General features: G+C 73.4%; 18 protein-coding genes. 9 read left to right on the forward strand and 9 right to left on the reverse strand.

From position 1 onward, the window contains the following. Nucleotides 1–866: 866 nt before the first annotated feature. On the reverse strand, nucleotides 867–1,793 hold the full coding sequence (locus tag ACZ404_RS24915) for a DUF3027 domain-containing protein (protein ID WP_468443436.1): 927 nt from the start codon (nucleotides 1,791–1,793) through the stop codon (nucleotides 867–869). Nucleotides 1,794–2,168: 375 nt separating this feature from the next. On the opposite strand from ACZ404_RS24915, the gene ACZ404_RS24920 reads away from it, so the two are divergent. The 4 genes from ACZ404_RS24920 to ACZ404_RS24935 all read left to right on the forward strand — a co-directional run bounded on the left by ACZ404_RS24920 (nucleotide 2,169) and on the right by ACZ404_RS24935 (nucleotide 5,766). Beyond that, a complete protein-coding gene (locus ACZ404_RS24920) occupies nucleotides 2,169–3,575 on the forward strand; it encodes an MFS transporter (RefSeq protein WP_468443438.1) in 1,407 nt (468 codons plus the stop codon). Nucleotides 3,576–3,637: 62 nt separating this feature from the next. Then, nucleotides 3,638–4,138, forward strand: a complete 501-nt coding sequence (locus tag ACZ404_RS24925) for a DUF2771 domain-containing protein (RefSeq protein ID WP_468443440.1) — start codon at nucleotides 3,638–3,640, stop codon at nucleotides 4,136–4,138. 18 nt (nucleotides 4,139–4,156) lie between these two features. Then, nucleotides 4,157–4,906 carry a futalosine hydrolase gene (locus ACZ404_RS24930; protein ID WP_468443441.1) on the forward strand — a complete coding sequence of 250 codons (750 nt, stop codon included), beginning with the start codon at nucleotides 4,157–4,159 and terminating at the stop codon, nucleotides 4,904–4,906. Beyond that, the gene (locus ACZ404_RS24935; RefSeq protein WP_468443442.1) at nucleotides 4,903–5,766 is read left to right on the forward strand and encodes a 1,4-dihydroxy-6-naphthoate synthase; all 864 of its coding nucleotides are present in this window, start codon (nucleotides 4,903–4,905) and stop codon (nucleotides 5,764–5,766) included. The genes ACZ404_RS24930 and ACZ404_RS24935 overlap by 4 nt, the downstream gene beginning before the upstream one ends. Before the next feature lie 19 nt (nucleotides 5,767–5,785). Here ACZ404_RS24935 and ACZ404_RS24940 read toward each other — a convergent pair whose 3' ends face one another. After that, on the reverse strand, nucleotides 5,786–6,169 hold the full coding sequence (locus ACZ404_RS24940; protein ID WP_468443444.1) for a cold-shock protein: 384 nt from the start codon (nucleotides 6,167–6,169) through the stop codon (nucleotides 5,786–5,788). 242 nt (nucleotides 6,170–6,411) lie between these two features. Here ACZ404_RS24940 and ACZ404_RS24945 point away from each other — a divergent pair, with 242 nt between their 5' ends. After that, nucleotides 6,412–6,666, forward strand: coding sequence for a hypothetical protein (locus tag ACZ404_RS24945; protein ID WP_468443445.1), 255 nt, complete (start codon nucleotides 6,412–6,414; stop codon nucleotides 6,664–6,666). Here the strand turns inward: ACZ404_RS24945 and ACZ404_RS24950 are convergent. Next, entirely contained in the window at nucleotides 6,639–7,283 is a 645-nt protein-coding gene (locus ACZ404_RS24950) for an HAD family hydrolase (RefSeq protein ID WP_468443447.1), read from the reverse strand. The genes ACZ404_RS24945 and ACZ404_RS24950 overlap by 28 nt on opposite strands. A gap of 161 nt (nucleotides 7,284–7,444) precedes the next feature. Then, nucleotides 7,445–8,476: a hypothetical protein gene (locus ACZ404_RS24955; RefSeq protein ID WP_468443449.1), complete on the reverse strand. Its 1,032-nt coding sequence runs from the start codon at nucleotides 8,474–8,476 to the stop codon at nucleotides 7,445–7,447. A gap of 97 nt (nucleotides 8,477–8,573) precedes the next feature. Between ACZ404_RS24955 and ACZ404_RS24960 the strand changes: the two genes are divergently transcribed. Together ACZ404_RS24960 and ACZ404_RS24965 are read left to right on the forward strand one after the other, a co-directional pair. Beyond that, nucleotides 8,574–11,165: a helicase C-terminal domain-containing protein gene (locus ACZ404_RS24960; RefSeq protein WP_468443451.1), complete on the forward strand. Its 2,592-nt coding sequence runs from the start codon at nucleotides 8,574–8,576 to the stop codon at nucleotides 11,163–11,165. 96 nt (nucleotides 11,166–11,261) lie between these two features. Next, nucleotides 11,262–12,905, forward strand: coding sequence for a DNA repair helicase XPB (locus ACZ404_RS24965; RefSeq protein WP_468443453.1), 1,644 nt, complete (start codon nucleotides 11,262–11,264; stop codon nucleotides 12,903–12,905). On the opposite strand, the gene ACZ404_RS24970 is transcribed toward ACZ404_RS24965, so the two are convergent. Next, nucleotides 12,863–14,020 (reverse strand): glycosyltransferase 87 family protein, encoded by a 1,158-nt coding sequence (locus ACZ404_RS24970; RefSeq protein WP_468443455.1) that lies wholly within the window; start codon nucleotides 14,018–14,020, stop codon nucleotides 12,863–12,865. The two genes, ACZ404_RS24965 and ACZ404_RS24970, sit on opposite strands and share 43 nt — an antisense overlap. 36 nt (nucleotides 14,021–14,056) lie before the next feature. Next, nucleotides 14,057–14,242: a hypothetical protein gene (locus tag ACZ404_RS24975; RefSeq protein WP_468443457.1), complete on the reverse strand. Its 186-nt coding sequence runs from the start codon at nucleotides 14,240–14,242 to the stop codon at nucleotides 14,057–14,059. A gap of 456 nt (nucleotides 14,243–14,698) precedes the next feature. Here ACZ404_RS24975 and ACZ404_RS24980 point away from each other — a divergent pair, with 456 nt between their 5' ends. Next, nucleotides 14,699–16,666, forward strand: coding sequence for a HelD family protein (locus tag ACZ404_RS24980; RefSeq protein ID WP_468443768.1), 1,968 nt, complete (start codon nucleotides 14,699–14,701; stop codon nucleotides 16,664–16,666). Between the two features lie 21 nt (nucleotides 16,667–16,687). On the opposite strand, the gene ACZ404_RS24985 is transcribed toward ACZ404_RS24980, so the two are convergent. Further along, nucleotides 16,688–17,407 (reverse strand): copper homeostasis protein CutC, encoded by a 720-nt coding sequence (locus ACZ404_RS24985; RefSeq protein WP_468443459.1) that lies wholly within the window; start codon nucleotides 17,405–17,407, stop codon nucleotides 16,688–16,690. Between the two features lie 71 nt (nucleotides 17,408–17,478). Next, nucleotides 17,479–18,147 (reverse strand): maleylpyruvate isomerase family mycothiol-dependent enzyme, encoded by a 669-nt coding sequence (locus ACZ404_RS24990; RefSeq protein ID WP_468443461.1) that lies wholly within the window; start codon nucleotides 18,145–18,147, stop codon nucleotides 17,479–17,481. A gap of 171 nt (nucleotides 18,148–18,318) precedes the next feature. On the opposite strand from ACZ404_RS24990, the gene ACZ404_RS24995 reads away from it, so the two are divergent. After that, nucleotides 18,319–18,963 (forward strand): HD domain-containing protein, encoded by a 645-nt coding sequence (locus tag ACZ404_RS24995; protein ID WP_468443463.1) that lies wholly within the window; start codon nucleotides 18,319–18,321, stop codon nucleotides 18,961–18,963. 32 nt (nucleotides 18,964–18,995) lie between these two features. Here ACZ404_RS24995 and ACZ404_RS25000 read toward each other — a convergent pair whose 3' ends face one another. Next, a complete protein-coding gene (locus ACZ404_RS25000; protein ID WP_468443465.1) occupies nucleotides 18,996–19,685 on the reverse strand; it encodes a DUF1266 domain-containing protein in 690 nt (229 codons plus the stop codon). Nucleotides 19,686–20,546: the final 861 nt, after the last annotated feature.

Below are 20,546 nucleotides of genomic sequence, written 5' to 3' on the forward strand. Positions count from 1 at the left end.
GGGGCAACCAAGGGCAGGGGCGACGAAGGTCTCGCTGGACCCGGAGCCGCTGGGCTCGGCGGGCCGAAGCCGCAGGGCTCGCTGGATTCGGAGCCGTAGGGCTCGGCGGGCCGGGGCGAGGATGACGAAGGGATCGGTAGGAGCCGGGGGCGGCTGGGCGGGGCGACTGAGGGCTGGGGCGGCGAAGGTCTCGCTGGACCCGGGGCCGTGAGGCTCGGCGGGCCAGGGCCACAGGGCTCGGCGACCCGGGGCCACAGGGCTCGGCGACCCGGAGCCGTAGGGCTCGGCGACCCGGAGCCGTGGGGCTCGGCGACCCGGAGCCGTGGGGCTCGGCGACCCGGAGCCGTGGAGCTCGGCGACCCGGAGCCGTGGAGCTCGGCGGGCCAGGGCCACAGGGCTCGGCGGGCCAGGGCCACAGGGCTCGGCGGCCGGGGCCACAGGGCTCGGCGACCCGGAGCCGTAGGGCTCGGCGGGCCGGGGCCACAAGGCTCGGCGACCCGAAGCCGTGGGGCTCGGCGGGCCGGGGCCACAAGGCTCGGCGGGCCAGGGCCACAAGGCTCGGCGGGCCAGGGCCACAAGGCTCGGTGGGCCGGGGTGGGGATGAGGAAGGGTTCGGCAGGGCCGGGGGTGTCGTGGGGGCGCGTGGTCGGCGTGACTTGGTGGCCTGCGGAGTCGTGGACGGCTGGTCGGCCTCGGGGTGGCTGCCCTCGGCGGGTGGGCCGCGGGTGGCTGGGGACGCGCCCGACGCAGCCGCCAACCAGTGGCAGTGACCCCCGCAGTCCCGCCCGACGGCGGCAGCCACCACGCCCGGGCGGTTCAGCGCAGGAGAGCGGCCCCGGCGTGGCCTCGCGTCGAGCCGGGCGCGGTCAGGAGTGGCCCAGTTCTGCCGTTTCCTCGTCGCCCGTTTCCGGGACCGAGCCGGAGTCGCGGGACGGGCGGAGGGGGAAGGGGTCGACGCGGGTCTCGTCGATGACGGGCGCGGCCGGCTGCGGGGGCTTGGGCATGACCGCCGCCTCCGAGTGACCGCCGCAGCCGTAGGCGAGGGAGACCACGCGGCCGTCGGCCGGGGAGAACTCGTTCGCGCACACCCCGAACGCCTGGCCGAGAGAGCCGCCGATCGGGGCCAGGAAGCCGCAGGTCGCACAGGAGGCCGGGGCCGCCTGGGCCATCGGGGTCTTGGGCCCGAAGGACTCCTCCCAGCGGTCGGCGGCGACATGCAGGCCGTAGCGGGAGAGGACCCGCGCGCGGCGCATGCCCAGCTCCTCGGCCACCGCGGCGATCGAGCCACGGTGAGGGACGGTCGGCTGGACGGCCGGCGCGCCCGGGGTCACATCGGCGTCCTCCGCCTCCGCCAGGTCCGCCAGGTCCGGCGACACCACGGAGTTCGGCGGCGGCTCCTCCTCGCCCGTGTAGCCGGGCTCCAGACGCAGATCGTCCTGGTCGGTGGGGAGCAGATCGCCGGGACCGAGGTCGCCGGGGCGCAGCCGCTCGCTCCACGGCACCCACTCGGGGGCGAGCAGCGCGTCGGGACCGGGGAGCAGGACCACCTCGTCGAGGGTCACGATCTTCGCGCGGGAGGCGCGGGCCACCGTCGCCGCCCAGCGCCAGCCCCGGTAGCCCAGCTCCTTGCACTCGAAGAAGTGCGTGACAACACGGTCGCCCTCCGACACCAGGCCGACGTGCTCTCCGACCACCCCGGGCGCGGCGGCCTCCTCGGCGGCGGCGCGGGCGAGGTCGACGGCCTCGGCGCACAGACGGTCGGGGGTGCGGCTTCGCGTTGTCGCTGCGCTCACAGGTATCGCTTCTCTCCTACGCCGTCTGCATTGAGTGCGGCTGCCTCCGGCGGTTGGACGGACGGAGCGGACCTGGGGGCCGCATCGACGTCTGTTTCCGCGCGCTCGGGCGCACACACCTCTGCCATCCATTGTGCGTTATGGCTGAGATACGCACGCTACCCCGTAGCCGGTGGTGGGGGACAGTCCACGGGGTTTCCCACCCGTCCGTTCCTCGTCGGCGGTGCGGCAACCGTCCGGGGCGTCCGGCCCGGGACACGCCGTCCCGCATCCCCGGCGCGGCGTCCCCGATGGCCGGATGGAGTGCCGGTCGGGCAGGGGCGTTTCGACTCGCTCCGTTTCAAAGGGCACTATCGGGCGGGGTCTCGGGGCACTATGAACGACGTGGCAGCCGCGGACAGGGCAAGCGTTCGGGGTGGCGGTTCGGGCCGGGTCGGCGGTGCCGTCCGCGCGGTCGGGCGCGCCCTGCACTTCCCGGTCACCGGCGCCGCTCGCGGCATCCGCAGGGCGACACACGCGCACGGCGCCGGCGAGTCGGGGCTCGGCAAACTGATCGAGCTGCACGCGGTGAACGGCGCCGGGGACGTCATGGTGACCGTCGCACTCGCCTCCACCGTCTTCTTCGCCGTACCGACCGACGAGGCCCGGGGCCGGGTCGCGCTCTACCTCGCCATCACCATGGCCCCCTTCACCGTCCTCGCCCCCGTCATCGGCCCCCTCCTCGACCGCCTCCCGCACGGACGCCGCGCCGCGATGGCCGGGGCCATGCTCGCCCGCGCCCTGCTCGCGCTGATCATCTCGGGGGCCGTGGCGAACGGAAGCCTGGAGCTGTACCCGGCCGCCCTCGGCGTGCTCGTCGCCTCCAAGGCCTACGGCGTGGTCCGCAGCGCCGTCGTACCCCGGCTGCTGCCCCCCGCGTTCTCCCTGGTGAGAGCCAACTCCCGGGTCACCCTGGCCGGTCTGCTGGCCACCGGTGTGGCGGCGCCGATCGCGGCGGGGCTGCACGCCCTCGGCGACCCCTGGCCGCTGTACGGCGCCTTCGTGATCTTCGTCGCAGGGACGTTCCTGTCCTTCTCCCTGCCGCCCAAGGTGGACTCCGCCAAGGGCGAGGACGTGGCACTCCTCGCGGCCGACGCGCAGCATCTGCACGGCCCGCACCGCCGGCACCAGCAGGCCAAGCGGCCGGGGCTGCGCACCGTGGGCCCCGCCGTCACCCACGCCCTCGGCGCCAACGCGGCCCTGCGCTGCCTGTCCGGCTTCCTGATCTTCTTCCTCGCCTTCCTGCTGCGCGAGCACCCGCTCACCGGCGAGAGCGCGGCGGTGTCGCTGGGCATAGTCGGCGTGGCCGCGGGCGCCGGCAACGCGCTCGGCACGGCCGTCGGGGCCTGGCTGAAGTCGAAGGCGCCGGAGATCATCATCGTGTCCGTCGTCGCCTTCGTCCTCGGTACGGCGATCGTCGCCGCCGTGTTCTTCGGGGCCTTCCTGGTGGCCTGCCTCGCCGCGGTCGCCGGGTTCGCGCAGGCCCTGGCCAAGCTGGCCCTGGACGCGCTGATCCAGCGGGACGTGCCCGAGCTGGTGCGCACCTCGGCGTTCGCGCGCTCGGAGACGCTGCTGCAGATGGCATGGGTGTTCGGCGGCGCGGTGGGCATCGTGATGCCGCTCAACGGCACCGCCGGCCTCTCGGTCGCCGCCGCGATGGTCGCCGCCGGCTGGGTCTTCACCCTGCGCGGGCTGCTGGCCTCGGCCCGGCACGGCAGCCGGGCCGAGGCGCAGGCGGCGTAACGAACCGGGCACGCCGCACCCCACGTGGGCGGACGGCTCCGGGCGCCAGATAGCCTTCGCCCATGACCACGCTGCCTCGCGGCGAAGCCGCTGATCTCCACCGCGCCGCGCGGCGCCGCCGCGCCGTCGCCGCCGCCGGCGCCGTTACCGCCGGACTGCTCGTCCTGTCGGCCTGCGACAAGCCGACGCCCGTCTCGACGGTCACCGTAGGCCAGGACTCGGTCCACTCCGAGGCCATCTGCTACAACGACGGCAAGAACCTGGACGCCAAGTCGCTCGCGAAGTGCGCGAAGAACGTCGGCGACGTCCAGTCGATCAAGGTGGACCAGGACGAGACGGTCCGCTTCGGTGTCGACCCGAAGATCGCGGACGCCGGCTGGACGCTGCTGGTGAACGGCCGCCAGTTCACCGACTCCAGCAAGAAGACGTACCGCACCATCCCCAGCAGCGCCTTCTTCAACTCCCAGTACGGCACCCAGGGCGACACCAACACCGTGTCCGTCCAGATGGGCAGCAACACGGCCCCCAAGGGGCTCTGGGTCTTCAAGCTGAAGAAGGCCTGAGGTCCGGTCACGCCCGCCGTGCACATCCTCGTGGCCACCGCGGTCCCGGCCGAACGGGACGCGGTGGCACGGGCGTTTCCGGGCACCGCCGAGGACGCAACGCCAGGTGCCGCCGAGGCCGTACGGGCAGGTGCCGCCGAGGAGGTGCGGCTGCCCGGGGTCCGGGTGCTGCGGACCGCCCTCGGGTACGACCTGATCGCCGCCGGTGTCGGGCCCGCTCTCGCCGCCGCCTCCACCGCCTGCGCGCTCACCGCGGCCGCCCTCGCCGGCCATCCCTACGACCTCGTCGTCTCGGCCGGGATCGGCGGCGGCTTCCCGCCCGGCGCGCCGCTCGGCTCGCTCGTCGTCGCCGACGCGATCACCGCGGCCGACCTGGGCGCCGAGACCGCCGACGGCTTCCTCCCGGTCACCGAACTCGGTTTCGGGACCATCACCCACCATCCGCCGGAACCACTCGTACGAGCCGTGTCCGAGGCCACCGGCGCCCGCACCGGCACCGTCCTCACCGTCTCCACCGTGACCGGCACCGCCGCCCGCGCCGCGGCGCTGCGCGCCCGGCATCCGCGGGCGCTCGCCGAGGGCATGGAGGGGTTCGGGGTCGCCGAGGCGGCCGCCGCGCACGGCGTGCCCGTGCTGGAGATCCGCGCCGTCTCCAACCCGGTCGGTCCGCGCGACCGCGCCGCCTGGCGCATCGGCGACGCCCTCGCCGCCCTCACCGACGGCTTCGGGAAGCTGGCGCCCGCATGGGAGAGTTGGAACACCGTATGACGACCAATGAGCAGCAGCGGTCCCTGCAGATCGCGTATTCCCCCTGCCCGAACGACACCTTCGTCTTCGACGCCCTCGCCCACGGCCGCGTGCCCGGCGCGCCCGCGCTGGACGTGACCTTCGCGGACATCGACATCACCAACGGCATGGCCGAGCGCGGCGAGTTCGACGTGCTGAAGGTGTCGTACGCCGTGCTGCCGTACGTCCTCGGCGACTACGCGCTGCTGCCGTGCGGCGGTGCGCTGGGACGGGGCTGCGGGCCGCTGGTGCTCACCCGGGAGCCCGACGCCGACCTGACGGGCCGTACGGTCGCCGTGCCCAGCGAGAAGTCGACCGCCTACCTGCTGTTCCGGCTGTGGGCCGCGGACACGCTGGCCGGGGACGGGGTCGGGGAGGTCGTGGTCATGCCGTTCCACGAGATCATGCCGGCCGTGCGGGACGGCAAGGTCGACGCGGGACTCGTCATCCACGAGGCCCGCTTCACCTACCGGAACTACGGGCTGCACAAGCTCGCCGACATGGGTGAGCACTGGGAGCGCACGACGGGGCTGCCGATCCCGCTGGGCGCGATCATCGCCAAGCGCTCCCTGGGCGCCGAGACCCTGGGCAGGCTCGCCGCCGCCGTCCGTACGTCCGTCCAGGCCGCCTGGGACGACCCGGCCGCCTCCCGTCCGTACGTCATGGAGCACGCCCAGGAGATGGATCCGGCCGTCGCCGACCAGCACATCGGGCTCTACGTCAACGAGTTCACCGCCGACCTCGGCGAGGACGGCTACGCGGCGATCCGCGGGCTGCTCACCCGCGCGGCGGCCGAGGGGCTGGTACCGCCCCTCGGGCCGGACGCGCTGGCGTTTCCTTAGTCACGGCGCTCTCGCGCGGTCACACGTCCAGCTGGTCGGCGACCGCGCGGAGCAGGCCGGCGATCTTCTTGCCGGAGGCCTTGTCGGGGTAGCGGCCCTTCTCGAGCTGCGGAGTGATGTTCTCCAGAAGGGTCGTCAGGTCCTGGACGATCGAGGCCAGCTCGTCCGGCTTCTTGCGCTGGGCGGCCGCGACGGACGGCGTGGGGTCGAGGACGGTCACGGAGAGGGCCTGGTCACCGCGCTGTCCGGCGACGACGCCGAACTCCACGCGCTGTCCCGGCTTGAGCACCTCTACTCCGGCGGGGAGGACCGAGGAATGGACGAAGACGTCACCGCCGTCGTCGCGGGAGAGGAAGCCGAAGCCCTTCTCGCTGTTGAACCACTTGACCTTGCCAGTCGGCAAAGCACACACCTCTTCCGCTCCCGTAGGGCCATCCCTGACAAGGCCGTCTAGCGTCCTGCCATCAGGTTACTTGGGCTTTCCCCTGACGATCACCCCGGAAAACAGAGAAAGCCCCTGCTGGTGAAGGCGAAGGCTCAAAGAGGCTGCAGGGGACCTCAGCCAGGGTGCGTACGGCGGCTCATCACCGCGGTCCGCCGCGCACGACCCGCCACCGCCGACGCGCAGGGAACTACCCTGGTCCGGTGCACGAGAAAACCCAAGCGAATTCCGCCGGCCCCGGTGACGGGCTGATCCGCGCCGGTGCCGTCCTGTTCTTCATCGGGGCCCTGGCCACCCTCGTCACGGTGACCCCGCTGTTCCTCGGGGCGAAGCCGTTCCCGACGTACATGTTTGGCTTGAGCATGCTCATGGCCGTCGGCTTCCTGGTCGCCGGCGCGGGTGTGCTGCGCTCGGTCGCCGCCGGCCGGCGTCAGGCCCGGGACGCCGCCTCCCGGTAGCGGTAGCCGTCCAGCCACTCCGGGAACGCGGAGAGGTCGTCCAGGACCACGTCCGCCCCGGCCGCCCGCAGCTCGTCGGCGGCGCACGGTCCCGTGGCCACGGCGACGGACAGGGTGCCCGCGGTACGGGCGCCGCGGACGTCGCCGACGTGGTCGCCCACGTAGACGCTCGCGCCGTACTCGCGCAGGGCCTCCGCCTTCTGCTCGGCCCACAGGTCGCCGACCACCACGTCCGGCTCGATGCCCAGGTGGGACAGGTGCAGCTTGGCGTTCGGCTCGTACTTCGCGGTGACCACCATGGTCCGGCCGCCCGCGGCCCGCACCGCCTCGACCGCCTCCCTCGCGCCGGCCATGGCGAGGGTCGGGGCTATCGCGATGGAGGGGTAGATCTCCCGGTACAGGTCCGCCATCGCGGGGATCTCCTCCTGCGGGAACCAGTGCACCAGCTCCTCGGCGAGGGGCGGGCCGAGGCGGGTGACCGCCAGGTCGGCGTCGATGGGGGTTCCGGTGCGCTCCGACAGCGCGACGTAGCAGGCGTGGATGCCGGGGCGGGAGTCGATGAGGGTCATGTCCAGGTCGAAGCCGACGGTGAGCGCGGGGGCGGAGGCCGAGGTCATGGGGGCATTGTGCCGGGTGCGGGCGCGGGTCGGGGGTGGGCGTCCGGCCTTCGGCCGGAACCTGGGTACGCACCCGCACCGCCCGTGCCGGTTCCGTCGTCGGGTGCGGGTGGCCCCCTTGAGGGCGTTCGCCGTCGGCGGGTGCCGGCTGGCGGCTGGGGTCACCGGCGGGTTCGCTGGGAGCGCCAGAGGAGGAACAGGGCCGAGGCAACGGCTGCACCCCGGACCACCCAGGGCCAGGTGTCCGCGAGGGCCGCGTTCATGTGGCCCTGGGCGATGGGGGCGCCCCAGCGGCCGGTGTCGCGGCCCCAGAGCCAGACCAGGCCGGCCGCCAACGACAGGCCCGGGACGCCCACGACGGCCCACTTGGTCTCGGCCGGGGTCAGGCGCCGGGAGCCGTAGGCGATCAGCCAGCCCAGGAGCAGGGCGAACCAGTTGCCGAGCACCGCACCGGCGACCAGTGCCGCGGCGGCCAGGAGCAGCAGCGGGTTGGACCAGCCGGCGGCGGGGCCGGGCAGGAGGCGACGGACGGGGCGGGCCGCCGGTGCCGGGGTGGTTGCCGCCGGTGCGGGCGGGGGCGTGGGGGTGCGGCGGGGGAACAGGCGGCGGCCGGTGGGGGCCGGTTGCTCGGTCGGCGGCTGGGCCGCGTCCTGGACGGACTCGTCCTCCTCCTTGCGGGGGCGTTTGAGCAGGTCGGGGATCTCCACGCCGCCGACGAAGCCCGGTACCGCGTCGTCGGGGACCGCGAGGCCCTCCACTCGCCACCAGTCGGGCTGCGTGAGGCTGTCGCCCAGTTCCTGCTCGGACGCGAGGTGCGGTGGGGAGGGCGCGGTGCCGGAGGTGGGCGTCCGCGGCTCGGTGGCGCGGGGGCGGGGCACGACCCTGCGCAGGCCCTTGGGACGGTCCGCCGGCTCCGGCTCGCGCTGCTCGGGCACCGAGGTGCCCGGTGCCTGCGGGGCCGCCGAAGTGCCGCCCGCGGCCGTGACCACCTCGTCCGGGGTGCCCAGCCGGTCCAGGATGCGACGCACGGCGGCGGGGCTGTCCACCGACACCTTGGCCCGGTGCCGGTCGATCTCGTTGCGCAGCTCCGACACCAGCCGCATCCGCGTGGACGACGGCAGCTGCCGCTGCTGAGCGACATCCCCGACACGGCTCAGATACTCGTAGACGACCTGGTCGCTCTCGATCCCCAACGGAACCCCTCCGGGGCGACGGCACAGACAACCCGTGAGGAAGGTAGCGCAGTCGGGCACCGGTCAGCCGGGTACGGCAACCGCTAACGTGGTTCAGATGAGCCCCGAGGCCCCCGCAACCCCCCGGTCCCTCGCGGAAGCGCTCCGCGCGAGGGACGACGCCTCGCTGGCCGCGCTCCTGCGCAGCCGACCCGACCTCATCACCCCCGTCCCCACCGACCTGACCCAGCTGGCCACTCGCGCCGGCACCCGCGCCTCTGTGCTGCGTGCCGTGGAGCGGCTGGACCGGTTCGCGCTGCAGACCGCGGAGGCGCTGGCCGTGGCCCCGGACCCGGCGTCGTACCCGACGCTGCTCGGCCTGATGGCGGGGGACGCCGGCGACGAGACCGTCGCCGGCGCGCTGCCCCGCGCCGTCGCCACCCTGCGCGAGCAGGCCCTGGTGTGGGGCGACGACGACCGGCTGCGGCTGGTGAGGACCGCGCGGGAGCTGCTCGCGCCCTCCGCGCAGCACCCCTCCCCGACGGGTCTCGGACCGAGCGTGCAGGAGGCCACCTCGGGCATGTCCCCCGGGCGGATCCAGGAGATCCTCACCGCGGCCGGGCTGCCCTCGACCCACGACTCCGTCTCCGCCGTGGCCGCGCTCACCACCCTGTTCTCCGACCGGAAGAAGATGGGCAAGCTGCTCGCCGGGGCCCCGGAGGCCTCCCGCGAGGTGCTGTCCCGGCTGATGTGGGGCCCGCCGTACGGGCAGGTCACGTCCGACCCGGCCGCCCATCTGCGCTGGCTGCTGGATCGCGGCCTGCTGCTGCCGACCGCCCCCGGCACGGTCGTCCTGCCCCGCGAGGTCGCCCTGCATCTGCGCGAGGGCCGCGCCCACCGGGCGCCCGAGCCACTGCCGCCCGCCGTCGAACCGGCCGCGGCGCACAGTGCCCAGGTGGTGGACGCGACGGCCGCCGGGCAGGCGTACACCGCGCTGGCCACGGTGGAGGAGCTGCTGAAGGACTGGGACGAGGGCGGTCCCGCCGTGCTGCGGGCCGGCGGGCTCAGCGTGCGGGACCTCAAGCGCACCGCCGTCGCCCTCGACGTGTCCGAGCCGGTCGCCGCCTTCTGGGTCGAGCTGGCGTACGCGGCCGGGCTGCTGGCCTCCGACGGCGAGGCCGACGAGCGGTACGCGGCCACGCCCGCCTACGACGAGTGGCTGGAACGGCCCCCCGCCGAGCGCTGGGCACGGCTGGCGGAGGCATGGCTGACGGCGACGCGGACGCCCGGTGTGGTCGGCGGGCGGGACGCCAAGGACCGTACGCTCTCGGCGCTCGGGCCGGGGCTGGACCGGTCCGCCGCGCCCGAGGTACGCCACCGGGTGCTGACCCTGCTGGCCGGGCTCCCGGCGGGCGCGGCGCCGGCCGCCGAGTCGGTGCTGGCCCGGCTGCGCTGGGAGCGGCCCCTGCGCGGGCCGCAGCGGGACGGCGAGGAGGACCTGCGCTCCCGGCTCGCCCGCTGGACCCTGTCCGAGGCGGAACTGCTGGGGGTCACCGGGCGCGGCGCGCTGTCGGCGCAGGGGCGCGCGCTGCTGGGCATCGCCCCCGCGACGGCAACCGCACCGGCCTCCTCCGGCTCCGCCGCCTCCCCGGGACACGCCCCCGCCGCGTCCCCGGCGGCCCCCGAGCCCTCCGGACCCGGTGACAAGCTCCCCGTGCACCACCACCGTCCGGCCCCTCCCGTCGAACCGCTCTCCCCCGCCGAGCAGGCCGTCGCCACCGCCGCCGCTGCCCGGCTGCTCGCGCCGCTGCTGCCCGAGCCGCTGGACCATGTGCTGCTGCAGGCCGACCTGACGGCGGTGGCCCCCGGGCCGCTGCAGCGGCCGCTCGCCGACATGCTCGGGGTGCTCGCGGACGTCGAGTCCAAGGGCGGGGCGACCGTCTACCGCTTCACCCCGGGCTCGGTGCGCCGCGCCCTGGACGCCGGCCGGACCGCCGCCGACCTGCACGCCTTCCTCACCGCGCACTCCCGGACGCCGGTGCCGCAGCCGCTGGCGTACCTGATCGACGACGTGGCCCGCAAGCACGGCCATCTGCGGGTGGGGGCCGCCTCGGCGTACGTGCGCTGCGACGACGACGCCCTGCTGAACGAGATCCTCGCCGACAAGCGGGCGGGAGCCCTGCGGCTGCGCCGGCTGGCCCCGACCGTGCTGGCCACGCAGGCGGACCCGGCCACCCTGCTGGAAGGCCTGCGGGCGATGGGATACGCGCCCGCCGCCGAGTCGGCCGAGGGGGATGTGCTCATCACCCGCGCCCACGCCCACCGCACCCCGCCGCGCACCGCCCCGGAGCCGGTGCCGGAGGGGCCGCCGCCGCCCGACGCGACGCTCCTCGCGGCCGCGATCCGGGCGATCCGGGCGGGCGACCTGGCCGCGACCGCCCCGCGCAAGCCCACGGGCACCCCGCTCGCGGGCGGCGAGCTGCCACGCACCTCCTCCGCCGAGACCCTGGCCACCGTGCAGGCCGCCGTCCTGACCGGTGGGTCCCTGTGGATCGGCTACGTCAACGCCGAGGGCAGCGCGAGCCAGCGCGTCATCGCCCCGATCCGCGTCGAGGGCGGCTTCGTGACGGCGTACGACCACACGGCCGACGAGGTGCGGACGTACCCGCTGCACCGGATCACGGGTGTCGCCGAGCTCGCCGAGGACTGACGGTGATCGTCCGGGCAGCGGCCCCGGTGATCGCCCGGGAATGAGGCACACTGGACGTTTGGCCGTTGAAGGCCGTTGAGGAAGGGTGTGCCGCGCGTGAATGGTCCGCTGATCGTCCAGTCCGACAAGACGCTGCTCCTGGAAGTCGACCACGAGCGGGCCGACGACTGCCGTCGGGCCATCGCGCCCTTCGCCGAACTGGAGCGGGCCCCCGAGCACATCCACACCTACCGGGTCACCCCGCTCGGCCTGTGGAACGCGCGGGCGGCGGGGCACGACGCCGAGCAGGTCGTGGACGCCCTGGTGCAGTACAGCCGCTACCCGGTGCCGCACGCGCTGCTCGTGGACATCGCCGAGACGATGGACCGCTACGGCCGCCTCACCCTCACCAAGCACCCCGCGCACGGACTGGTCCTGTCCACCACCGACCGGCCGGTGCTGGAGGAGGTGCTGAAGTCCAAGCGGATCGCCCCGCTGGTCGGCGCCCGGATCGACCCGGACACCGTCGCCGTGCACCCCTCCGAGCGCGGGCAGATCAAGCAGATGCTGCTGAAGCTGGGCTGGCCGGCCGAGGACCTCGCCGGGTACGTCGACGGCGAGGCGCACCCGATCGAGTTGGTCGAGGACGGCTGGGCGCTGCGGCCCTACCAGAAGCAGGCCGTGGAGAACTTCTGGCACGGCGGCAGCGGTGTCGTCGTCCTGCCCTGCGGTGCGGGGAAGACGCTCGTCGGCGCGGGGTCGATGGCGCAGGCCAAGTCCACCACCCTCATCCTCGTCACCAACACCGTCTCGGCCCGGCAGTGGAAGCACGAGCTGGTGAAGCGGACCTCGCTGACCGAGGACGAGATCGGCGAGTACAGCGGGACCCGGAAGGAGATCCGCCCGGTCACCATCGCCACGTACCAGGTGCTGACGACGAAGCGGAAGGGCATCTACCCGCACCTGGAGCTGTTCGACTCCCGTGACTGGGGCCTGATCCTCTACGACGAGGTGCACCTGCTGCCCGCCCCCGTCTTCAAGTTCACCGCCGATCTGCAGGCCCGGCGGCGGCTCGGCCTGACGGCCACCCTGGTGCGCGAGGACGGCCGCGAGTCGGACGTGTTCTCCCTCATCGGGCCCAAGCGGTTCGACGCGCCCTGGAAGGAGATCGAGGCGCAGGGCTACATCGCGCCCGCCGACTGCGTCGAGGTCCGGGTCAACCTCACCGACTCCGAGCGGCTGGCGTACGCCACCGCCGAGACCGAGGAGAAGTACCGCTTCTGTGCGACGACCGCGACCAAGCGGAAGGTCACGGAGGCGCTGGTGCGCCGGTTCGCCGGGCAGCAGATCCTCGTCATCGGCCAGTACATCGACCAGCTCGACGAGCTGGGCGAGCATCTGAACGCCCCGGTGATCAAGGGCGAGACCTCCAACGCGCAGCGCGAGAAGCTCTTCGACGCGTTCCGGGCGGGTGAGATCAGCGTGCTGGTGGTGTCGAAGGTCGCGAACTTCTCCATCGACCTGCCCGAGGCGACGGTCGCCATCCAGGTGTCCGGCACCTTCGGCTCCCGCCAGGAGGAGGCCCAGCGTCTCGGCCGCGTGCTGCGGCCCAAGGCCGACGGGCACCAGGCGCACTTCTACTCGGTCGTCGCCCGCGACACCATCGACCAGGACTTCGCCGCGCACCGTCAGCGCTTCCTGGCCGAGCAGGGCTACGCCTACCGCATCGTCGACGCGGACGAGATCCTCTCCGGGGACTGAGCGGCGAGGTCCCGCCGCCGGAAGACGGCCGAGGCCAGCAGGGCCAGCGCCAGCAGCGGGTACGGCGAGGCGAGCGGCTGCTGCCACCAGGGCAGGTGCAGGTCGCGGTCGCCGGCGTGCGGGACGAGCCACAGCACGCGGGAGGTGAAGACCACCGCCGTGAGGGCCGCGAGACGGACACGGCCCTCGGCCAGCAGCACCGCGAGCAGCGGTACGCACCACACCCAGTGGTGGGACCAGCTGATCGGGGAGACCAGCAGGGACGTGAGGGCGGTCAGCAGGACGCCGTGGCGCTCCCGGCCGGCGCGGGCCGCCGACAGGAGGCCCGCCGCTGCCACCGCCGCGGCCGGGAGGATCCAGGCCGGGCCCGGCGCCGGGTCGTGCAGGACGCGCGCGACGAGGCCCTGCAGGGACTGGTTGTCCACGATCCATGCCTTGCCCACCCTTCGCGTCTCGTACAGGTATCTGGTCCAGAAGCCGGTGCTCGCGGCCGGCAGCAGCAGGGCGCCGAGGAGGAACGTGGCGGCGAAGGCCGCCACGGCGGTCATCGCCTCGCGCCTGCGCCCCCGCAGGAGCAGGTAGACGATGAACACCGCCGGGGTGATCTTGATCCCGGTGGCCAGCCCCAGGGCGAGGCCCGTGGCGCGGGCGCCGGGCGGGCGGGTGAGGTCCCACAGGACGAGGCAGGTGACGGCCAGGTTGATCTGGCCGAACTGGAGGGTCCTGGAGACCGGTTCGAGCCACAGGGCGAGGGCGGTGGCCGTACAGAGCAGGGGCGGGGACAGGGGGCGGTCGGCCAGACGGGCCGAGAGGGCGACGAGGCCGGCGAGCAGGAGCGCGTTGCCCGCCAGGAACACCGCCTTCAGGACCGGGACCGGGACCAGCGCTGCGGGGACGAACAGGAGCGCCGCGAAGGGCGGGTACGTCGCCGGCAGCCGCCATCGCGTGACCGTGAAGCCGTACAGATCACCGCCGTGGACGGCGGCGGCGCCCTCGGCGCGGTAGACCTGCAGGTCGGGCATCTGGGTCCGGTGCAGCACGCACAGGGCGGTGAAGGTGCAGAGGGAGACCGCGAGAAGGAGGAGTGAGGGGAACAGGGCAGGGAGGAGTGGCATCACCGTCCGTTTCCGCACGGAGGTGACCTTATGCCGTTACTTGCGGCGTATGCCCGCTTCCTCGCCGTACTCGCCGAGGATCGCCACGCTGAACGCGGCCTCGACGAACACCTTGACGGCACGCAGCGCGTTGCCCAGGAGGTGGTGATGCGGGCCGTCCACGGCGGCCGTGGCACCGGACGGGGGGCGGACGGAGGCGGGATGGATGGATGCTGCGCTCATGTCTCCATGGTGGAACTCCGGGCAGCATTCCGGCATCGGTCCCCGGGTCCAATTCGCAGGCCCTCCGCATAGGTCTCCGGGTGGACCCGGCCCCCTACCCCGGGACGCCCGCGTCCCCTAGGGGGAGGAGCGGCCCGACGCAACGGCCACGGTAATTCATTGGCCTCCGCCCCGCCCCCTCGCCTAAAATCCCCGCTCTTGCCCGCCTCCCTCAAGGAGTGCCGCCGCCCGGACGGAAACCGGGCGGCCCCCCGTCATGCCGAGAGCAGATCCGGAGGCACCCCCTTGTCCACGCCCGCCCACGACCGGCTCGAGAACCCCCACGACCGGCTCGGCGACTCTCCCGGCCGGCTCGGCGACACCCACGACCCGCTCGGCGACACCCACGACCGGCTCGACGACCCCCTCGCCCGCGAGCGTGCCCACCTCGCCGACTCGCGGGCCGCGCTGCGTGCCATGCGTGAGGACGTCGAGTCGCTGGACATCCGCGACGTCACCGCGAACTGGGTCAACGCCGAGGTGCTCGCCCACCAGATCGACGAGCGCATCAAGGCACTGGCCGACCTCAGCGACACCCCGCTGTTCTTCGGCCGGCTCGACTTCCTGCACGCGCCCGGCGCGGACCGGGCGGAGGGCGCGGAGGGCGAACGCTTCTACATCGGGCGCCGGCATGTGCACGACGCCGACGGCGACCCCATGGTCATCGACTGGCGCGCCCCGGTCTCCCAGCCGTTCTACCGGGCGTCGAAGAAAGACCCCATGGACATCGGGCTGCGCCGCCGCTTCGGCTACACCGGCGGCGACCTGACGGCGTACGAGGACGAGCATCTGTCCGACCCGGCCGAGGCCGCCACCACCAGCAAGCTGCTCCAGCGGGAGATCGAACGCCCGCGCGTGGGTCCGATGCGCGACATCGTGGCGACCATCCAGCCCGAGCAGGACGAGATCGTCCGGTCCGGCCTGTCCGGCACCGTCTGTGTGCAGGGCGGCCCCGGCACCGGCAAGACCGCCGTCGGCCTGCACCGGGTCGCCTACCTCCTCTACGCCCACCGCGAGCGCCTCGCCCGCACCGGCACGCTCGTCATCGGGCCGAACAAGTCCTTCCTGCACTACATCGAGCAGGTCCTGCCCGCCCTCGGCGAGCTGACGGTCCGGCAGGCGACCGTCGACGACCTGGTGGCCCACCTGGAGGTGCGCGGGACGGACGACGCGGCCGCCGCGATCGTCAAGGGCGACGCGCGGATGGCCGAGGTCCTCCGCCGGGCCCTGTACTCCCACGTGACCATGCCGACCGAGCCCGTCGTGGTGGTGCGCGGCTCGCGGCGCTGGCGGGTGCCGGCGTACGAACTGGAGGACATCGTCCGCGAGCTGCTGGAGCGGGACATCCGCTACGGTGCCGCCCGCGAGGCCCTGCCGCAGCGGATCGCGCACGCGGTGCTGGTGCAGATGGAGCGCTCCGGGGAGGCACCCGACGACCGGGTGCAGGACGCGGTAGCCCGCAACCCCGCGGTCAAGGCTGCCGTGAAGACCCTGTGGCCGGCCGTCGAACCGGCGAAACTCGTCCTGCGCCTGCTGACGGACGCCGCCTTCCTCGCCGAGCACGCCGAGGGGCTCCTGGACGAGGACGAGCAGAAGACCGTCCTGTGGGCCAGGCCGGCACGCAGTGTGAAGACCGCGAAGTGGTCGGCGGCGGACGCGGTGCTGATCGACGAGGCGACCGACCTGATCCAGCGCACGCCCTCCCTCGGCCATGTGGTCCTGGACGAGGCGCAGGACCTCTCCCCCATGCAGTACCGCGCGGTCGGCCGCCGCTGCACCACCGGCAGCGCGACGGTCCTCGGCGACCTGGCGCAGGGCACCACTCCGTGGGCCACCCGCAGCTGGGACGAGGCGCTGGCCCATCTCGGCAAGCAGGACGGCCTCGTCGAGGAACTGACGGCCGGCTTCCGCGTCCCCACGGACGTCATCGCGTACGCCTCCCGCCTCCTGCCCCACATCGCCCCCGGCCTCACCCCGGTGGCCTCCGTCCGTGAGAACCCGGGCTTCTTCGAGGTCCGTACGGCCACGGGGGCGGCCGATGTCGTCGCCGCCTGCGAGGAGTTGCTGGCCAACGAGGGCTCGACGGGTCTGATCGCCGCCGACGCCCGTATCCCCGCGCTGGCCGAGGCCCTGACGGCGGCCGGCATCTCCTACCTGGCCCCGGGCGAGGAGACGACACGCGAGACCCGGCTGACCCTCGTCCCGGCGTCCCTGGCCAAGGGTCTGGAGTACGACTACGTCGTCCTGGACGAGCCCCGGGCGGTGGTCGACGGCGAGCCCGACGAACGGACCGGCCTGCGCCGCCTCTATGTGGCCCTGACCCGGGCGGTGTCGGGCCTGATCGTGACGCACACGGGCCCGCTGCCGGAACAGCTCGCGGACTAGGGCGTCGCGGCGTTCGAAGCGCTAGGCGGGGCTGAGCGCGGGACGTACGGCATCCCCGTCGAGCACGGACCGCCACCGTGCGACCGCCGCCGACGAGACCGGCCCGCGCCACCCGTCGGGACGGGCCGCTCCACCGATGTGGAACGCCTCGATCCCGGCGGCCCGGAGCCGCGCCACATGATCGAGGCGCAGTCCGCCGCCCACCATGATCTGCTGCTCGTAGCCGGGCTTCCCGCCCAGCGCCGCCTCGGCGACGAGCGTCGGCAGCCCGTCGTCCACGCCGCCGGCGGCCCCCGCCGTGAGATAGGTGTCCAGGCCGGGCAGGTCGGCGAGCTGCCTGCGCAGGGCGTCGCGGTCGGCGGTGCGGTCGATCGCCCGGTGGAAGGTCCAGCGGCAGCCGTCCAGCGCTCCCACCAGCCGGCGCACCGCGGCCAGGTCCGCCCCGCCGGCCGGGTCGAGGAACCCGAACACGAACTGGTCGGCCCCCGCGTCCCGCATCTCGTGCGCCACCCGCACCAGCCGGTCCACGTCACCCGCCGCGAACCCGTCCGCCAGCCGCAGCATCACGCGCAGGTCGAGGTCGACGGCGGCCCGGATCCCGGCGACGGTGGCGGCCGGCGGGGTGAGCCCGTCGGCCGCCATGTCGGTGACCAGCTCCAGCCGGTCGGCGCCTCCGGCCTGGGCGGCGACCGCGTCCTCGATGTCGAGGGCGATCACCTCCAGGACTGCACGCTTGCTCATGGGACCCCATTCATCGGCGGCTACAGGTCTAGTCCAATTTAGCCCATGCCCCGCCGGCCGGGGTGTCCGTCTCAGCCGAAGATGTTCAGCCGCTCCGCCTCCGCACCGACCAGCTCGTACGCGGCGTCGTTCAGCGGCCGTCCCGCGTACAGCCGTACGAGCGTGGCGGCAGCCCCGATGTACCGGGCGGGCGGACCGTCCCCGGCCACGGCCCCCAGCCGCACCGGCTCGTCCACGTCATCGAGGTCGGCGTGCAGCGGCACGTGCTCCCTCTCCCGGGTGATCCGCGCGAGCAGCACCAGCGCGTCGGGCAGTGCCGCCCCGGTGTACGCCCCCGGCTCCCCGAGGGCCTCACGCACGTCCCCGGCGTGCACCCACTCGCCGAGCGCGATCCTGTCCAGCGCCCCGCCCGCCTTGCCGATCACCGGCCCGGCCTCCGTCATGCCGCGCTCCAGCTCGTCCACGACCTGCGCGTTCGTCCACTCGGCCCGCTCGGCGATGTCCCGGTCGTTGGACTCGGGCGAGAACACACCCTTCTCGAACCGCCCCTCCACCACCCGCGTCAACGCGGAGGAACAGTGCGCGAGCACATCCCGCACGCTCCACCCCGGACACGCCGCGGTCGGCAACGCGAAGTCGGCGTCGGGGCGGGAGCGGAGCAACGGTATGAGGGCGTCCCGCTCGGTGGCCAGCAGCCGGCCGGGCAGTTCCGGGTCGCGTACTTCCTGTACGTCAGTCATGGAGCCACGCTAGGGGCCCGGGCCGGGAGGCGTCACGAACGACATGAGGGGAGCGAGGAACAGGAGAGGTGGGAGGAACCGGAGGGGTGGGAGGAACCGGAGGGGTGGGAGGAACGAAGGAGCCCGGAGGCCACGGAAGACGCCGCCGAGCTCTCACGGAACAATGAGGCCATGGCCGACCTCGACGCCCTGCGCCTCCGCTTCGCCCGCGCCCTGGAGGGAGCCCGCGCCCCCGGCGGCGGCCCCGACCCGGCGCCGTACGCCGACAACCTGCTGGCCCGCTGGCAGGAGCCCCAGCGCCACTACCACACGCTGACCCACCTCACGGCGGTCCTGGACCACGTCGACACGCTGGAGAAGTACGCCGCCGACCCGGACGTCGTGCGCCTGGCCGCCTGGTTCCACGACGCGGTGTACCTGCCCGAACGCTCCGAGAACGAGGAACGCTCCGCCCGGCTGGCCGAGCGTGCCCTGCCGGAGGCGGGGGTGCCGGAGGCGAAGACGGCTGAGGTGGCCCGCCTGGTCCGGCTCACCGTCACCCACGACCCGTCGGACGACGACCCCGACGGCCAGGTCCTCTGCGACGTGGACCTCGCGATCCTGGCGGCCTCCCCGTCGGCGTACGCCGCCTACACCGCGGAGGTCCGCGAGGAGTACCACTTCGTCCCGAACGAGGCCTTCCGAGAGGGCCGCTCAGCGATCCTGCGCCAACTCCTCACCCTGCCCCGCCTCTTCCACACCCCGTACGGCCAGGAGCACTGGGAGGCCACGGCTCGCTACAACTTGGGGGCGGAGCTGGAGATGCTGTCGACGTAGCCGACGACCCGGCTGCTCAGTTGCTCGGCCCCTCACCGGAACGGAATGTTGAGCCAGGGGCTACCGGGGTCGGACATCAGCATGCGATGCACTTCCAGTACTTCGGTGTACCACTCCCCGAACTCCTCGTTGTCGAAGTGCAGGCAGCGCCCGAGGATGTAGGCAGCGGAGAAGTCCTGCCACGACTGATACAAACGCGAGGCACCCCGCCCGGCCTCGACGACGGCTGCCTCGGCTTCCCTCAGATCGCAGTACCGGGCACCCAGCCCCCACCGGGCCATGCCGGAAGCCCGCCCAAGATCCCAGGCGTCCGCGGAGGAGATGAACCGGTCCTCGCCGAGGAGACCGTCGGCCCGGAATCGCGCCTCATAGCGCGTGATCGTGCCGATGAGTTGATCGATCATCTCGATGCGAGCCTCGGTAGCCGCCTCCGAGACGGCGGGGGCTGCGGTGACACCGTCCGCGGTGATGACCGTCTCCCCGGCCGCACGCTGACGCAGCACACGGGCTGCCGCGTCACGCCAGTACGAGGTCTCGACGTACCCGCCGAAGTCGCGGGCGATGGTACGTCGCAGCCCGAGTGCGAACTCCCATACCGGATGGGCGCCGTCGAGAGCGAGCAACTGCCGCTGCTGTTCGCACCACTCGGCACGGCCGGTGACACCCCACGACTCTTCAAGCCGCTCACGCTCCTGTGGGTAGCCGTGGCCGTGAAACGCCATGGCATTCCACGGGTGTCCGCAGCGCACGAGCAGCAGAGCACCACAGGCCAGCCCATGGGCACGGCGCCGTGCAGCGGCCCACCGACACGGAGGGCATGCAGTCTCGGGCTGCACCCAGGTACGCCCCGCCGCTCGCCATGCTGGGCCCAGGCCACGGAGTGCGGCGGCGCGGAGGGGAGAAAGGCCTCGCAGGGACTGCCGGGGTTGACCACGATCCACGGTGGGTCAGCGGGCTGCCACGTCCGCGCGAACCATCGGAGCGACTTCCGGTTGAACACCCGGTGCGGCTCTGGCACGGGCAGCATCCCCACGGTGTACACCGCCCATATGCGACCGCCGGCTCGTGGGTCATGTCCGAAGACCGGGACCGTCTTGTCGGGCTCGGCGTCCGCCTCTTCCCGCCGCACCTCGAAGTACAGTTGGTTCTCTGCCAGCACCTCGAAGTATGCCGTCCGGTCCTCACGCGACTTGGCTTCGAACAATGCCTGCTCGACCTCCGTCGGCGGCGTCCAGAACGGCGGTACAGCAGGCCCGAGCCCGGTGTGCTGTGCACCGGAGTTGGCCACCGCTCCCGTGTTGTCACTCACTCAGACGAGATTCCTTCCACGCATCCAGTACGGCGGACAGTAGCTCCGCATCGGTCAGATCCCCTGCCTCCCTCGGCGGCGGCAATTCGCCGGACCAACGCTGCATTTACACCTGGGCCGCAGGGATAGGAGCCACCGTTTTCCCGTACAGCCAGGCCGGGACAAAGGACCGATCCGGGCCAACTACTGCTGGAAGGTCTGCGAACTCTTCCTGATTTTCTTGCATCACCACAGGAACCCTTCCACCAGCATAGCCATCTCGTGAACGAGAACC

This window comes from Streptomyces sp. NPDC030798, from assembly GCF_055572275.1.